Annotated in this window: 18 protein-coding genes and 1 riboswitch; of the genes, 17 read left to right on the forward strand and 1 reads right to left on the reverse strand. The window is 38.7% G+C overall.

Features of this window, described 5'->3' with window-relative positions; all coding sequences use genetic code 11:
• The first annotated feature begins 3 nt into the window (after positions 1-3).
• Positions 4-441 (forward strand): BrxA/BrxB family bacilliredoxin, encoded by a 438-nt coding sequence (locus ACFPOH_RS00630; protein ID WP_390308564.1) that lies wholly within the window; start codon positions 4-6, stop codon positions 439-441.
• 229 nt (positions 442-670) lie between these two features.
• On the opposite strand, the gene prli42 is transcribed toward ACFPOH_RS00630, so the two are convergent.
• Complete coding sequence (gene prli42 / locus ACFPOH_RS00635) at positions 671-763, reverse strand: stressosome-associated protein Prli42 (protein WP_342469515.1); 93 nt, start codon at positions 761-763, stop codon at positions 671-673.
• Between the two features lie 125 nt (positions 764-888).
• Here prli42 and mce point away from each other — a divergent pair, with 125 nt between their 5' ends.
• The 16 genes from mce (at position 889) to ACFPOH_RS00715 (ending at position 16,297) form a co-directional block, all read left to right on the forward strand.
• Positions 889-1,305: a methylmalonyl-CoA epimerase gene (gene mce / locus ACFPOH_RS00640; protein ID WP_342469514.1), complete on the forward strand. Its 417-nt coding sequence runs from the start codon at positions 889-891 to the stop codon at positions 1,303-1,305.
• Positions 1,305-2,852 carry an acyl-CoA carboxylase subunit beta gene (locus ACFPOH_RS00645; protein ID WP_390308565.1) on the forward strand — a complete coding sequence of 516 codons (1,548 nt, stop codon included), beginning with the start codon at positions 1,305-1,307 and terminating at the stop codon, positions 2,850-2,852. Before mce ends, ACFPOH_RS00645 begins: the two co-directional genes overlap by 1 nt.
• Positions 2,853-3,067: 215 nt before the next feature.
• Positions 3,068-3,246: riboswitch (cobalamin riboswitch) on the forward strand.
• Between the two features lie 130 nt (positions 3,247-3,376).
• A complete protein-coding gene (locus ACFPOH_RS00650; RefSeq protein WP_141600772.1) occupies positions 3,377-4,126 on the forward strand; it encodes an energy-coupling factor ABC transporter permease in 750 nt (249 codons plus the stop codon).
• The gene (locus ACFPOH_RS00655; RefSeq protein ID WP_141600771.1) at positions 4,127-4,420 is read left to right on the forward strand and encodes an energy-coupling factor ABC transporter substrate-binding protein; all 294 of its coding nucleotides are present in this window, start codon (positions 4,127-4,129) and stop codon (positions 4,418-4,420) included. It begins immediately after the preceding gene.
• Entirely contained in the window at positions 4,417-5,199 is a 783-nt protein-coding gene (cbiQ, locus tag ACFPOH_RS00660) for a cobalt ECF transporter T component CbiQ (protein WP_390308566.1), read from the forward strand. Before ACFPOH_RS00655 ends, cbiQ begins: the two co-directional genes overlap by 4 nt.
• Positions 5,200-6,054: an energy-coupling factor ABC transporter ATP-binding protein gene (locus ACFPOH_RS00665; RefSeq protein ID WP_390308567.1), complete on the forward strand. Its 855-nt coding sequence runs from the start codon at positions 5,200-5,202 to the stop codon at positions 6,052-6,054.
• Positions 6,055-6,062: 8 nt separating this feature from the next.
• Positions 6,063-7,658 (forward strand): precorrin-3B C(17)-methyltransferase, encoded by a 1,596-nt coding sequence (gene cobJ, locus ACFPOH_RS00670; RefSeq protein WP_390308568.1) that lies wholly within the window; start codon positions 6,063-6,065, stop codon positions 7,656-7,658.
• Positions 7,659-7,667: 9 nt separating this feature from the next.
• The gene (locus tag ACFPOH_RS00675) at positions 7,668-8,597 is read left to right on the forward strand and encodes a sirohydrochlorin chelatase (protein ID WP_390308569.1); all 930 of its coding nucleotides are present in this window, start codon (positions 7,668-7,670) and stop codon (positions 8,595-8,597) included.
• Positions 8,594-9,370, forward strand: a complete 777-nt coding sequence (gene cobK, locus ACFPOH_RS00680) for a precorrin-6A reductase (RefSeq protein WP_390308570.1) — start codon at positions 8,594-8,596, stop codon at positions 9,368-9,370. Before ACFPOH_RS00675 ends, cobK begins: the two co-directional genes overlap by 4 nt.
• Entirely contained in the window at positions 9,367-10,005 is a 639-nt protein-coding gene (locus tag ACFPOH_RS00685) for a precorrin-8X methylmutase (protein WP_342469506.1), read from the forward strand. The genes cobK and ACFPOH_RS00685 overlap by 4 nt, the downstream gene beginning before the upstream one ends.
• 5 nt (positions 10,006-10,010) lie before the next feature.
• A complete protein-coding gene (locus ACFPOH_RS00690; protein WP_390308571.1) occupies positions 10,011-11,120 on the forward strand; it encodes a cobalt-precorrin-5B (C(1))-methyltransferase in 1,110 nt (369 codons plus the stop codon).
• Positions 11,110-12,318, forward strand: coding sequence for a precorrin-6y C5,15-methyltransferase (decarboxylating) subunit CbiE (cbiE, locus tag ACFPOH_RS00695; RefSeq protein WP_342469504.1), 1,209 nt, complete (start codon positions 11,110-11,112; stop codon positions 12,316-12,318). Before ACFPOH_RS00690 ends, cbiE begins: the two co-directional genes overlap by 11 nt.
• A complete protein-coding gene (gene cobI / locus ACFPOH_RS00700) occupies positions 12,311-13,015 on the forward strand; it encodes a precorrin-2 C(20)-methyltransferase (protein WP_342469503.1) in 705 nt (234 codons plus the stop codon). Before cbiE ends, cobI begins: the two co-directional genes overlap by 8 nt.
• Complete coding sequence (cobM, locus tag ACFPOH_RS00705; protein WP_342469502.1) at positions 13,012-13,791, forward strand: precorrin-4 C(11)-methyltransferase; 780 nt, start codon at positions 13,012-13,014, stop codon at positions 13,789-13,791. The genes cobI and cobM overlap by 4 nt, the downstream gene beginning before the upstream one ends.
• Positions 13,788-14,936, forward strand: coding sequence for a cobalt-precorrin 5A hydrolase (locus ACFPOH_RS00710; RefSeq protein ID WP_141600760.1), 1,149 nt, complete (start codon positions 13,788-13,790; stop codon positions 14,934-14,936). The genes cobM and ACFPOH_RS00710 overlap by 4 nt, the downstream gene beginning before the upstream one ends.
• Positions 14,936-16,297, forward strand: coding sequence for a cobyrinate a,c-diamide synthase (locus ACFPOH_RS00715; RefSeq protein ID WP_342581809.1), 1,362 nt, complete (start codon positions 14,936-14,938; stop codon positions 16,295-16,297). The genes ACFPOH_RS00710 and ACFPOH_RS00715 overlap by 1 nt, the downstream gene beginning before the upstream one ends.
• Positions 16,298-16,324 lie beyond the last annotated feature (27 nt).

Here is a 16,324-nt window from a genome sequence, read left to right on the forward strand (position 1 = left end):
GACATGATGGATTACGATTTATTTATGCAGGAAATTATCAGAACAGCCCGTGCGGAAATAGAGAGTGCGGGATATGAGCAATTAAGAACGCCTGAAGAGGTGGAAAAAGCCTTTGCGCGTCCTGGAACAACCCTTGTCATGATCAACTCTGTATGCGGTTGCGCGGGTGGCATCGCCCGTCCAGCGGCAGCAAATGCAATTCATTACGATAAACGCCCTGATCATCTAGTGACCGTTTTCGCGGGACAAGATAAAGAAGCGACAGCAGCGGCACGTGCGCATTTCGGTGAAGAGCATATCCCTTCATCCCCGGCTTTTGTTCTATTAAAAGACGGCAAAGTGGTGGCGGATATCGGCCGTCATGAGATTGAAGGGCATGATGTAATGTCTGTCATTACCAATTTGCAGGCTTATTTTGAGGAATATTGCGACGAAGTCTAATGTAACAATTAAAGAATCCGCATACTAAATGTTCTTAATAATAGTATTGCGGATTCTGCATTTTGTAATTTTTCTTGAAAAAGCGTCCTCTATTTTCAGAAATCATATAATTTTATTATTTTACGGAAAATTTTTAAATAGATCTGTTGTGATACAGTATAAAGATGGTTGAGGAAAATTTTTTTGAAATAAAAAATAGCGATTACTGACTTGTAATCGCTACCGGTTATTAGAAAAATGACAATCCGAATGCCAATGTTGAGAGTAACATAATTGCAATCATCGCATATACGACCACTTTTTGAATTTTTTTATTGCTCATTTTCTCGCTCTCTCCTTTTTTTCATATTTTTAGTTTATCAAATTTGAAAAATTTCTCAAGTACGTAGCGTAATTTTCGCAAATTCGTTACAATAGGTTATGTACTATAACAGAAGGGGTGTCATCATGGAAAATATCGATCATATAGGTATAGCCGTCAAAAACCTAGACGAATCAGTGAAATATTATACTGAAGTGTTAGGTTTAAAACTAGAAAGAATTGAAGAAGTTCCAACTCAAAATGTGCGTGTGGCATTCATTGATGCCGGTAACGTCCATATTGAATTGTTGCAACCGTTAAGCGAAAAAGGAGCAATTTATAATCATATTGAAAAACGCGGCGAAGGAATTCAGCACATTTGTTTCAAAGTTGATAATATTCGCGAAAAAATGGCGGAATTAAAAGAAAAGGGAGTACGTCTTCTTTCTGAAGAACCAATTCCAGCTGCCGGTGGGGCAGAAGCATGTTTCATTCATCCAAAAGACAGTTTTGGAGTTTTATATGAACTATATGAAAAAAGTGGAAAAGGGGTTAATGAATAATGGACATGTTAGACAAAATTGATGAAATGTATGACCGAAAAAGAGAGATTTATTTAGGCGGTGGCGACAAACGTATTGCCAAACAGCATGAAAAAGGAAAACTTACTGCCCGCGAACGTATTGAATTATTGCTGGATGAAGGCACATTCGTGGAAATTAATCCTTTCATCGAGCACCGTGTAACGGATTTCGGCTTGGGCGAACAAAAAGGACCTGGTGACGGGGTTGTAACAGGTTATGGTAAAGTCAATGGACGCCCTGTATACTTATTTGCTCAGGATTTCACAGTGTTTGGTGGAGCACTAGGTGAAATGCATGCGAAAAAAATTGCGATAGTGATGGATTTGGCTGCTAAAAACGGTGCGCCATTCATCGGTATCAACGACTCTGGTGGTGCCCGCATCCAAGAAGGGGTACTTTCATTGGACGGATATGGTCATATTTTCTATCGCAACTCCATTTATTCCGGAGTGATTCCGCAAATTTCCGTCATCATGGGTCCTTGTGCTGGTGGGGCAGTATATTCTCCAGCGATTACAGACTTTATTTTAATGGTGGATAAAACATCCCAAATGTTCATTACAGGACCAAAAGTAATTGAAGCGGTAACAGGAGAAAAAATTTCGTCAGAAGATTTAGGCGGTTCAAAAGTGCATAACTCCATCAGCGGTAACGCTCATTTCCGTGCACCATCCGAAGAAGAAGCAATCCAACAAATCAGAAGATTGTTAAGCTACTTACCGCAAAGCTATAAAGAAAAAGCACCTCGCTTGCCACGTCCGGAAGGCGATGATTGGCGTCCTGAATTAATTGACGTTGTGCCAATCGAACCAACTCGTCCATATGATGTGCGTAAAGTGGTGGAACAAGTGGTGGATGAAGGTTCCTTCATGGAAGTGCATTCAGAATTTGCGAAAAACATCGTTGTTGGATTTGCACGCATTGGAGGTTATTCAGTAGGGCTTGTATGTAACCAGCCTAAAGCTTTAGCTGGAGGACTTGATATCGATTCATCCGACAAAGCGTCCAGATTCATTCGCACTTGCGATGCATTCAATATTCCAATCATTACATTTGAAGACGTGTCAGGATTCTTCCCAGGCGTTAAACAAGAACATGGCGGTATCATCCGTCACGGTGCAAAAATCTTGTATGCTTATTCTGAAGCAACAGTGCCAAAAATTACGGTCATTTTACGTAAAGCATACGGCGGTGCATACGTGGCATTGAACTCTAAATCCATCGGTGCCGACCTTGTATTTGCTTGGCCAAATGCAGAAATCGCTGTAATGGGTGCTGCTGGTGCGGCAAATATCATTTTTGCAAACGAAATTGCCAATTCCCCAGATCCAGAAAAAACACGCCAAGAAAAAATTGAAGAATATAAAGAAAAATTCGCAAATCCTTACGTTGCTGCTTCACTTGGAATGGTGGATGACGTCATCGATCCAAGAGAAACGCGCATTAAGTTAATTCAAGGATTAGAAATGCTTGAAAATAAAGAAGAATCAAGACCTAAGAAAAAACACGGAAATATTCCGCTATAATCCAATGAATACGAACATTTGTAGTACAGGCCAATCCCGGTTTGTACTACTTTTTTCTAAAAATTTTAAATAGGCTATCTATTTTGATACAAAAGAAAGCAAAAATCTTAATTTTGTAATGGCTGAAAGAAAAAATGAGTTGTCAAATTTTTAATTCTATTTAGAAAGATATAGAAATTTTTGAATCTATATGCTACAATACTATTAAATTTCAACAATTGAATATTCCATACGGTGCTAATGAAAATTAGCTTAATAGGGAAACTAGTGAAAATCTAGTGCGGTCCCGCCACTGTGAAGAGGAGCTCAAAATCAAATGCCACTGTGAAAATGGGAAGGCGATTTTGGAGCGATGAATCTAAGCCAGGAGACCTGCCGTATGGAGTGGATGGTAGTGTCCTACGAGGATAGGTACACGAATAGGCATCATACTAGCATTATGCGTATCGTTATGCCTTATTGTGGGACACTGCTAATTTAGCAGTGTTTTTTTATTATTCATATATTTTTTTAGGAGGGTTTTTATGAACATTTCGTTTAAAAAGCCAATTTATTTTTTAGCATTATTGTTGTTGGTTCCTAAGCCTGCCTTTGCTATGCACATCATGGAAGGTTTTTTGCCGGCAGAATGGGCTGTCTTTTGGTGGCTCGTAACATTACCTTTTCTAATAATAGGGTTAAAGAATATAAGCAATCTTATAAAGGTTCATTCTGAGACAAAATTATTGCTGGGTTTATCCGGAGCATTCGCATTCGTTTTATCCGCTTTAAAAATTCCTTCCGTTACAGGGAGTTGTTCTCATCCTACCGGGGTGGGTTTAGGAACGATTTTATTTGGACCTTTTGTAATGAGTGTTCTAGGTAGTATTGTTTTGCTGTTTCAATCATTGCTATTGGCGCATGGGGGGTTAACGACGCTTGGTGCCAATGCATTTTCTATGGCTGTTGCCGGTCCTTTTATTGCATATGGAGTATTTAAGGGGGCGCAAAAGATCGGTCTAACGTTTACATTTGCAGTCTTTTTGGCTGCCTCATTAGCTGATTTAGGCACTTACGTTATTACATCTATTCAACTTGCACTTGCTTTTCCCTCTGAAGTGGGTGGTATATTTGCTTCATTTGTCAAATTCGCTAGCGTCTTTGCAATTACTCAAATTCCTTTAGCGATTGTAGAAGGGTTGCTTTCAGTCATGGTGATGAATTTCTTGGTGAAATATAACGTAAATGAATTAAAGTTGCTTCAAGTGTTAAACAAAACTCAGGAGGCGAAATAGATGTTAAAAAATAACGCATTTATCTTATTTATTACGATAGCTTTGATTTGCATTCCGCTGATTTTCAATGGAAATGCAGAATACGGCGGTGCAGACGGGGAAGCGGAAGAATTGATCACAGAGCTGAACGAATCCTATAAACCTTGGTTTTCTAGTATATGGGAACCTCCTAGTGGTGAAATCGAAAGTTTATTATTCGTCTTGCAAGGAGCTGCCGGTGCTGGGTTTATCGGTTATTTTATAGGATATATGAGAGGCCGGAATAGGGGCGGAAATGCTGAGATACCGAAATGAGAATGCTGGAATTTTACGCTTATCATTCACCATTAAGAAACATACATCCGATTGAAAAAATCGTATTTGCATTGATTCCTTTAATACTTAATATCCTGTTTCAAAATATATACACGTCTTTATTCATATTTTTCATCATGGTTGTGATTACCATAATTTTTGGCAAAATTCCTGTTCGTATATATTGGAAGTTATTGTTAATTCCTGTCGCTTTTTTATTATCAAGTATACTGGTTATTTTACTCAGCTTTACCGAAAGCCCTTTAGAAGGAGCAATTTTTCAATCCATCATTGGTCCCGTTGTTATTTCAATCATGAAGGAAAGTATTGAAAAGGCCTTGACTTTATTTTCTGTTTCCTTATCGAGTATCAGTTGCTTGTACTTCTTAATCTTAACGACAACCATTCAGGATGTTCTGTTTGGTTTACAGTGCTTGAAAGTTCCGCAGGTTTTGTTGGATTTAATCGCATTAATCTATCGATTTATATTTTTATTTCTGGATTCAAGCAGGACAATATTTCTTGCACAAAAAGCAAGGTTGGGACATGGTTCATTTATCAAAACGATCAAGTCGATTGGACTTATTATTAGCGCTTTATTTGTTAAGGTATTCCATGAAATGAAAGATTTAAACAACGCAGTCAATGCAAGAAGTTTAAATGGTTATATGGCTGTTATTGCAAGAACAATTCGATTTTCAAGAAGCCGTTGGATATTCATTATGTTAATCAGTATATTGATTATCGCTTTTAATTTCACCGTTGGGAGAGCTGGTTGAATGAGTACTACTATTTTCGAACTGAGCGAAGTGTACTACCGTTATGAAGATGGGACTGAGGCTTTAAAAAATATCAATCTACGAATTGAACGAGGGAAAAAAATTGCTCTTTTAGGCAGCAATGGTGCAGGAAAGTCCACATTATTATTGCATTTAAATGGGTTGTTAAAACCAACATCCGGCACAATTTGCATCGATGGACAACCATTAACCTATTCGAGGAAAGAGTTGATCAATTTAAGACGTCGGGTAGGAATCGTTTTTCAAAACCCTGAAACCCAGTTGTTTAATGGGACGGTTCGAGATGACATATGTTATGGACCATATAATTTAAAGTTGCCGGAACGGGAACGAAAGACGTTAATTGAGAAAGCAATTGTTCTGACAGACGTAGGTGAGTTGTTAGATAAACCGATTCATTTTTTAAGCGGTGGACAAAAAAAGCGGGTTTCCATCGCAGGTGTGCTTGCTATGGATCCTGAAGTCATCCTTTTTGATGAGCCAACTGCATCTTTGGATATTTATTACACAAAGAAAATAAGGAAACTATTAGATGAACTTCATCGTGATGGGAGAACGCTTATTCTTTCTACTCACGATATTGATTTTGCCTATGAATGGGCTGACGAAGTAATTGTGATGCATCAAAGTGAAGTGTTATTTCAAGGTAATTTCTCTCAACTGTTTGAAGAACACAAAGATATTATTACTAAAGCAAATCTGGAAACATCAATAATATTCGAAATAGCGCAAATATTGAAAAATAGAGGGGTGAATTTACATACAATTGATTACCGTTCAAAAGAACAATTATTGGAAATTCTTAAAGATTATTTATTGAAGGTAACAATATAAATGGGGTGATGTCTTTGAGAGGAAAGCTATACATTGTCGGTTTTGGTCCAGGGGACGCTAATCACATTACATTTCGGGCAGTGGAAGCGATAAAAGCAAGTGATTATATCATTGGATACAAAACTTATGTGGAATTAATAAAAAATTTATTAAACGTCAAACAAAAAATTATAAGTACTGGGATGACGGAAGAAGTTTCACGTGCACAGGCTGCGGTAAAACTTGCGGAAGAAGGGCACCAGGTAGCGGTCATTTCTAGTGGAGATTCCGGTGTATATGGCATGGCCGGTCTCATTTATGAAGTACTCGTTGAACAAGGTTGGCATAAAGAGTCAGGGGTTGAAGTGGAAGTCATTCCTGGAATTTCTGCCATCAATTCTTGTAGTTCCCTACTCGGTGCCCCGATTATGCATGATTCATGCACAATCAGCTTAAGTGATCATTTAACACCATGGACAATTATCGAAAAAAGGCTTGAAGCAGCGGCAGCAGCTGATTTTGTGATTGCTCTATACAATCCGAAAAGCGGAAGAAGAACAAAACAAATCGTGGAAGCAAGACGGATATTACTAAAATATCGGTCACCGAATACACCGGTTGGACTTGTAAAAAGTGCTTATCGTGAAAGACAATCGATTGTGATTACGACGTTGGATAATATGCTGGAACACGAGATTGGTATGCTCACAACAGTGATTATTGGAAACACCTCCACATTTGTATATGATGACTTAATGATTACGCCGAGGGGGTATCAACGAAAATATACGCTTGATCGCGAGGTACAACCATTGAAACCTCATGAACGATTGAAAAAAGAAGCAGAACCTTGGTCTTTGGAAAATTTGGAATCGAAGAAAAGAGAGTCAAAAAAAACCCCTTTTCAACTAGCATGCGAAGCAATTGCAATGCTGGACCGAAAGCCAAATTTCGTTGTGGAAAAAACAGACTATAAACCAGTTTTTGAGTTTGCCATAAGTCCTGGAGTGGCAAATAAACGATTCACCCCTGAGCAATTTAAGCTATTGGCTGAAGTTGTTGGTCATGAGGGAAGGATGGACTATTCAAGGGATCATCAGTTGCGGATCAGTATTCCAACTAATCATCCAGAACAAATTGTAGAACAACTAACAAATGTTGGTTTGCTGGTGATGCCTGTAGGAAATGTCATTACGGTGAAGGCTTGTGATTTTTGTGATGGTGAAAAAACGGATTCGATACCGTACGCTGAAAAGCTGCAACAGAGATTTGGAGGAAAAGCTGTGCCGAAAGAATTAAAAATCGGCATCAATGGATGTGGGATGGCATGTTACAACGCCGTTATGGAAGATATTGGAATCGTATATCGAAAAGGAAAATTTGATGTGTTTTTAGGTGCAAAACCGGTAGGACGCACCGCACATCCGGGTCAATTGATTGAAGAGGGGTTGGAAGCTGAAAAATTGGTCGAATTAATTGAAAAACTGATTGTTGAATATAAAGAAAATGCTCATCCAAATGAACGATTATTTAAATATTTTAAACGGAAAAAAGTGCTGGCAGGGTACAAATATCAAGATAATGAGCCAAAGCTCAATTTGCAGCCGATCCCTTGTGCAGATTAGGAGGATAACATGACGAAAGCTATTTTATTTGTAGGACATGGAAGTAAGCTTGAAGCAGGAAATGAAGAAGTAAGAGAATTTGTAAAGCAAACAAGAGAATTAATTGATTCAAGTCTACTAGTAGAAACATGTTTTTTAGAATTTGCTGAACCAACGATTTCTCAAGGAATTAAGATTTGCATCGAAAAAGGTGCCAGTGAAATCTATGTAATGCCGATCATCTTGCTCCATGCAGGACATTCTAAAATTCATATTCCCGCAGAAATTGTAGAGGCGCAAGAAAAATATCCCCATGTGAAATTCACTTATGGTGAAGTTGTGGGAATTCATGAAGATATTTTTCAAATTTTACTGGAACGTTTAGAAGAAATCGGTTTTGATACCCAGGCAAAACATGAAGATACAGCCATTTTATTAATTGCCCGGGGAGGAAGCGATGAATATGCCAATGGTGATTTTTTCAAGATTACAAGACTGCTATGGGAAAAGTTAAATGTTCAAGTAGTGGAAGGAGCTTTTATGGGAGTGACAGAACCATTGGTTGAAGAAGGGATTGAACGATGTATAAAGCTTGGTGCTAAAAAAATCATCATGCTTCCATATTTTCTATTTACGGGCATATTAATGGAGCGGATGAAATCCTATTGTGAACGCTTCAAAGAACAATATCCCGAAATAAACATTGAAATTGCCCATTATTTTGGATACCATCCCCGATTAAAATCTGTCATTATTGAACGAATGGTACAAGCATTATCAGGGCATTCGAACGGTGATAAAGATATACAAAATGTTCAAAAGTTAATGGAAAAGGGGCTCATTTCCCACCATCACCATGAGCACGAGCATGAACATGAACATCACCATGGTCATAAACATCATCATGATTACAAAGGTCGTAACGTCCAACTTGATGAAAAAATGGAAGTGAAACCATGATTTTATTTCTTGCTGGGACAAGTGATGCACGTGAATTGGCTGTTTTGTTAAAAAAGGAAGGCTTCCCCCTAATGGCCACCGTAGTAACAGAATCTGCAGCCAAAAGTCTTGTTGATAAAGGCATAGAAGTAAAAGTTGGTAGATTAAATTATGAAAAAATGTACGAATTTTCAAGGGAAACCGGGGTGACAATGATTGTAGATGCCAGTCATCCCTTTGCGGAAGAAGCACATAAAACGGCAAAATGGGTAGCCGAACAATTAAATATCCCCTATATCCGCTATGAGAGGGAAAAATTGCAGCTTGAACAGGATTTTATCAAATTTGTTTCATCCTATGAAGAGGCAGCGGAACTTGCAGCAAAGAAAAAAGGAGTTGTCATGCTCACAACAGGCAGTAAAACGCTGGAAATCTTCGCAAATAAATTATTGCCGCTGAATGATGTTCGCGTGATTTGCAGAATGCTTCCCCGAATCGATAATATGCAAAAATGCGAGCAGCTCGGCTTCCCCCAAAAAAATATAGTGGCAATGCAAGGCCCTTTTTCAAAAGAGTTGAATATTGCCTTATTTAAGCATTTCGGTGTGACACTCATGATTACAAAAGAAAGCGGCAAAGTTGGTGCGGTCGATGAAAAAATAGAAGCTGCAAAGGAACTTGGGATTGAAACGATTGTCATTAAAAGGCCAATTATACAATTTGGTCATGTATTTAGTGAAATGGAGGAAATTGTAAATTGGATAAAAAATCAAAGAAATGAGGGTGCATTATGAATTTTAAACCGATTACGGTAGATCCGGATAAGATTTATGATTATAGTTTTGCCATTATCGAAGAAGAAATGGGAGAACATCACTTTTCAGACATGGAATGGCAAGTTGTTCGCCGAATCATCCATGCTTCGGCTGACTTTGAATTAGGAAGAAGTGTTGTATTTTCACATGGTGCTGTTGAAGCGGGCGTTAAAGCAATCCGGGAAGGAAAACATGTAATTGCCGATGTCCAAATGATTGTCAGCGGCTCAGGACGGAAACGATTCCAAAAATATGGCGGAGATCTGCATTGTTATATCAGTGATGAAGATGTGTCACAAGAAGCGAAAGAAGAGGGAGTTACTCGGGCTATTATGTCAATGAGAAAAGCCGCTCGTGAACATGAAGGAGGTATATATGCAATAGGCAATGCACCGACTGCATTGTTGGAATTAATTCGTCTTGTTAAGGAAGGCATTGCAAAACCTGACTTAATCATCGGGATGCCTGTTGGCTTTGTTTCAGCAGCTGAGTCGAAGGAGGAGCTGTTGAAACTCGAAGGGATTCCATATATTACGAATATCGGCCGTAAAGGCGGCAGCACTGTAACCGTAGCTGCTTTAAATGCTATTTCAATATTAGCTGATCAGGTGTAAGGGAAATGCAGAAAACAAAGAGAAAGAGTACATCTGAACTACGGGAAGGTTATACAACGGGTTCTTGTGCAACAGCTTGTGCAAAAGCGGCACTAATTGCTTTAATCACAAAACAAGTACAAAAGAGGGTAATGATACATCTGCCAATTGGAAAAGATGTTGAATTTCTAATAGAAGATTGCAACATGGGAGACTTTGAAGTGACGTGTTCAACAATTAAAGACGGCGGGGACGATCCTGATGCAACCCATGGCGCTATTATTCAAGCAACAGTTTCTTGGAGAGAGGACGGGGAAATTTTTATCGATGGCGGCAAAGGAGTAGGCAGGGTCACAAAACCCGGATTGCCGATTGAAGTGGGACTTGCAGCCATTAATCCCGTTCCACGGAAAATGATTCAAACGGAAATTGAAAACGTATTAAAACATTTTGAGATTGAAAAAGGGGTAAATATTATCATTTCTGTTCCCGATGGTGAAGAAATTGCCAAAAAAACATTAAATAGCCGTCTCGGAATCATTGGAGGAATTTCAATATTGGGAACAAGAGGAACAGTTGTTCCTTTTTCTAATGCTGCTTATATGGCAAGTATTGTACAAGCTATATCAGTGGCCAAAGCATCCGGTTGTGAGCATCTTGTTTTTACAACAGGTGGACGAAGCGAAAAATTTGCTATGAGCATGTTTTCCGATCTTCCTGAAGTTGCTTTTATTGAAATGGGCGATTTTGTGGGTTTTGCAATGAAACATTGCAAAAAAATCGGCATTCCAAAAGTTTCTTTGGTTGGAATGATGGGAAAATTTTCAAAACTTGCCAAAGGTTCGATGATGCTCCACTCAAAAGGTTCTCAAGTAAGTTTTGAATTTCTTGCTTCCATTGCTAAAGAATGTGGAGCTGCAAATGAAAGCATCGTAAAAATTCTTCAAGCGAACACAGCGAATGAAGTTGGGGAAATCATGAGAGAACTAGGATGCAAGACCTTTTTTGACAAAATATCGGAACATTGCTGTAAAGAAGTAATTAAACATGTGGAAGGCGGATTGATTGTTTCGACTGCGATTTATTCAATGAATGGAGAATTATTAGGAAAGGCGGAAAATATTGATGCCTATTAAATTGATTGGAATTGGAGACAACGGTGTACATGGACTTCATCCCCAATTAATTGAGTGGATTGAAAATGCGGAAGTTCTTGTTGGAGGAGAAAGACTCTTATCATTTTTCCCAAATTTTAAAGGTGAAAAAATCGTATTAAAAACCAAAATAATGAGGATAGTTGAACAACTTGGAAAAAGGAATCAGAACATTGTGATTCTAGCTTCCGGAGATCCCTTGTTTTATGGTATAGGCGGACTTTTATCAAAAAAAATCCCGGTTGAAATCTATCCCTATATCAGTTCAATACAACTTGCAGCGGCAAAATTTGGAATCAGTTGGCAAGATGCCTATTTTGTCAGCATACATGGACGCCCAATAAAAGGCCTTGCTCAAAAAATCGATGGAAAAAAGAAAGTGTTTATATTAACAGATGAAAATAATTCTCCAAATACTCTAGCAAAATATTTGCTAGAGTTTGGTATGACTGAGTATGAAGCTTATATTGCTGAAAACTTGCAAGGGGAAGAGGAGCGTTGCAGAAAAATGACGTTGGAAGAAATGGAGAAATCCAGTTTCTCTCCATTAAATGTTGTGATTTTAGTTCAAACTCAAGAAGCAAAAAAATGGCCGCTTGGCATTGAAGATGAAGAGTTTTATCAACGAAAGCCGGAAAAAGGATTAATAACGAAAAAGGAAGTTCGTGTATTATCCGTTAGCGCTTTGAATTTAAACCCACAAAGCGTTGTGTGGGATATCGGGACATGCACCGGTTCTGTCGCGATTGAAGCTGGGAAAATTGCAAAAGAAGGAAAGATATATGCCATTGAAAAAAATGAAGAAGACATCGCAAACTGTCTCCGTAATCAAAAAAAATTTCGGGTGGATTTCACGGTAGTACACGGAAAAGCGCCGGGAGGCCTTGATGAGTTTCCCGATCCGGATGCCATTTTCATTGGTGGTACAGGCGGCAACATGGAGGAATTATTAACTGTATGTTGTCAAAGGTTGAAAAATGATGGACGCATCGTGTTAAATCTAGCAACAATCGAAAACTTATATGAATCAATCAAGATATTGAACAGATTAGGATTCCATACAGAAGTTACCCAAGTACAAATCGCAAGAAGTAAACCGATTTTATCATTGACCCGGTTAGCTCCATTAAATCCCGTGTTTATTGTAAGTGCAAAACGAAAGGAAGATGGAAATGAATAAAGGGACTCTATACGGAATAGGTGTTGGACCTGGAGATCCTGAATTAATTACTTTAAAAGCTTTTCGCACACTTCAAGAATGTCCAGTCATTGCTTATCCAAAAAAAATGCGAGGTTCAAAAAGTTATGCATACAAAATTGCAGAAGTTTTTATACGGCCTGAAGAAAAGGAAATGTTGGGCCTAATATTTCCAATGACGAAAGATGAAGAAGTATTAAAAAGGGAATGGAATAAAGCCGTTGATGAAATCTATGGGAAAATTGCCAATGGAAAAGATGTGGCGTTTGTTACGGAAGGGGATCCGCTATTATATAGCACTTTTATTCATTTAATGAAGTTAATGAGCGAAAAATATCCAGATGTCAAAATTCAAGCAGTTCCTGGCATTTCCTCTATTAACGGTGCAGCTTCCTGTCTAAACATTCCTCTGGCTGATGGTGATGAACAAGTCGCGATTATACCTGCAAATGATGATGTCGATAAAATGAGAAAAGCGATTGAAACCCATGATGCTGTTGTATTTCTTAAAGTTGCAAAGGTCATAGATTTGATGCTGGAAATTCTTCGGGATTTGGGCTTGGAAAACAAAGCGCACGTAGTGACAAAAGTAACATCTGAAGAAGAAATAATCTGGAGCATCGATGAATTGGACGGTGCGGATTTAAATTATTTAACGTTAATGGTGGTGCGAAAATGAAAAAAATATGGATTATTGGAGCTGGTCCGGGCGATCCCGATTTAATCACGGTGAAGGGTTTACATATTTTGCAACAATCAGATTGTATTCTCTATACAGACTCTCTTGTGAATGAAGAGTTAATTGCCAAAGCAAAGAAAGAAGCAGAAATAATAAAAACGAGCGGAATGCATTTGGAAGAAATTGTATCAATCATTGTAGATCGGGTGGACCGTGGAAAAAAAGTTGCACGTGTTCATACCGGAGATTCATCGATGTATGGTGCTATTGCAGAACAAATCGCATTACTAAAAAAAGAAGGCATTGAAGTTGAAATCATTCCGGGTGTGAGTTCAGTTTTTGCTTCAGCAGCAGCAGTACAAGCAGAACTGACAATTCCCGAATTAACTCAAACCCTGATTTTAACCCGAGCAGAAGGACGAACGCCTGTGCCGGAAAAAGAAAAATTAAAAGATTTGGCAAGCCATCATTGTACAATCGCTCTTTTCCTCAGTGCCACTTTAACGAAAAAAATCATGAAGGAATTGAAAGAAGCAGGCTGGCAAGATGATACGCCTGTAGCAGTTATTCAAAAAGCTACTTGGCCAGATCAAAAAATCGTTCGAACGACACTTGCTCAACTTGATGAAGCAATGAAAGAAAATGGCATTCGCAAACATGCCATGATATTGGCTGGATGGGCACTAGATCCAAACATTTATGAAAAGAATTCTTATCGTTCGAAACTTTACGATGCCGAGTTTACCCACGGCTATAGGAAAGGAGTTTCAAAGTGATTCAACTAGCGGAGGAGGAAATTCCGAAAATCAATCAAAAGAATGATTATGCGATTGTAGCGATTACAAAACATAGCGCAGAAATTGCGAGAAAATTAAGAGGACTTTTTCCAAATGGCGACTTGTATTATCCGCATAAGTTTGCCAAAGGTGATGAAGAGGGTCTGGGAATTCAGTTATATGATGGCAATGTTCGGATTCTGCTTTCAGCCATTTTTTATAAATATAAAGGTCTCATTTTGTTTATTTCTCTTGGTGCAGTTGTTCGCATGATTGCACCACTATTAAAAGATAAAAAAATCGATCCGGCAGTCGTTGTCATCGATGATCGGGGTAAAAATGTAATCAGTGTGCTTTCAGGCCATTTAGGAGGTGCGAATGAATTAACGAGAGAAATCGCCGCATTGCTTCACGCAAATCCCGTTATTACCACAGCATCTGATGTTCAACAAACCATCGCCGTAGATTTATTTGGCTCCAGATTCGGATGGGTTTGGGATTCCGAAGAGCATTTGACCAAGGTAAGTGCGGCTGTCGTCAACGAAGAACCAGTTGCCATAGTGCAGGAAAGTGGAGAGCGTTCTTGGTGGTTATATGATCATCCATTACCGAAAAATATCATGTTATATCCGACAATTTTGGACGCAATCGATGCGAAGCCAAGCGGTGCTTTAATAATCACGCATCGCTTACTTGCCCCAGAAGAAAAATCAATATTGCAATGCGGTATTATTTTTAGACCAAAAGTGATCGTAATAGGCATCGGTTGTAATCGCGGAACAAGCGGGGAGGAGATTCAGTCAGTCATTGAAGAGACGTTGCTTGAGTTGGGATTTTCTTCAAAAAGTATAAAAGCGATATGCACCATTGACTTAAAGAAAGATGAAGAAGGTTTATTAAAAGTGGTGGAAGAACGAAAAGTGGAATTTTGTACGTATACAGCCAAGGAACTTAATGAAATGCATATCGAAGAACCATCAGAAACGGTTTATAAATATACAGGGGCATATTCCGTGAGTGAAGCAGCAGCGAAACGGTATTTACAATCGGATTCCCTTGTCCTTGTCAAAAAGAAAAGCGGCAATGTAACGATTTCTGTAGGGGTTCTAGAACATAAGGAGGATTATCCGTGGCAAAAAGAGTAATGATTGCAGGTACATCGAGCGGTGTTGGAAAAACAACTTTAACAATCGGAATTATGGCTGCACTGAAAAAGAGAAATTTAGTCGTCCAAGGTTTTAAATGCGGTCCTGATTATATCGATCCATCTTATCATACTGCCGTTACAAAACGAGTTTCCCGAAATATCGATAGCTGGATGTTAAGCCGCGAAGTAATCCGTGATATTGTAGAACGGTCTGGCCGCGATGCAGATATTTCAATTATCGAAGGGGTGATGGGGTATTTTGATGGCAAAAGTCCATTGGAAAATACCGGATCCGCTGCTGAAATCGCTGTCATTACTGAAAGTCCAGTTCTGCTGGTGGTGGATTGCTCAAGCATGGCAAGAAGTGCAGCAGCAATTGTCAAAGGTTTTCAAACTCTGCATGAACCATCGCGAATCGTTGGTGTAATTGCCAACAGAGTTGGAAGCGAGGGCCATTTTAACATTGTAAAAACAGCCATTGAACAAGAATGTAAAATTCCGGTAATCGGCTATATGAAGAAAAACAATGATCTCCATTTGCCAAGCAGGCATCTCGGATTAATTCCGGCTATTGAAAGGGGAGAATTGGATTCTTATTTTGATTCGCTGGCACAAGAAGTAGAAAAAACCATTGATCTCAACCGGCTATTAAGCATTTCTGAAACGAACAATTTACAAGAAGTTGAAAATTCTATTTTTCACGAAGATCCAAAGGTAAATGTAATAATCGCCGTTGCAAAGGATGCGGCCTTTAATTTTTATTACGAAGAAAATATACAATTACTTAAATCGCGCGGGGCTGAAATTCAATATTTTTCCCCATTAGCGAACGAACCGGTACCTGAAGATGCAGATGGATTATATATTGGCGGGGGCTTTCCCGAAGAATTCGCAGAACAGCTTGCAAATAATGAAGTTTCAAAACAATCCATTAAAGAACTGATTGAAAACGGGCTTCCAACAGTGGCTGAATGTGGAGGGTTCATGTACTTGACAAAATCCATCCAGTCAACTGAAGGTATAAGCTATCCAATGGTTGGGATCATTGATGGAAACGTTATAATGCAACCTAAACTTGCAGCTCTTGGTTACCGGGAAATTGTTGGAGTAAACAACAATTTCCTCATGGGAGAAGGAGAGACGGCAAAAGGCCATGAATTCCATTATTCCACTTTTATACCAAATACAGAGCAGGTGCCGGCTTATGCATTGAAAAGTCGATTTGGACAAAAACAGGATGGTTGTGTTGTCCATTCATTAATTGCAGGATATGTCCATTTCCATTTCGCATCCAATCCGAAGCTGATCGATAACTGGTTGAATGCTTGTTTAAAATATCAACAACAGAAACGGAAATAAAACTATTATACTATTAAATAATTTTCA

This window comes from Ureibacillus suwonensis (assembly GCF_042655065.1).
Taxonomy (GTDB): Bacteria; Bacillota; Bacilli; order Bacillales_A; family Planococcaceae; genus Ureibacillus; species Ureibacillus suwonensis.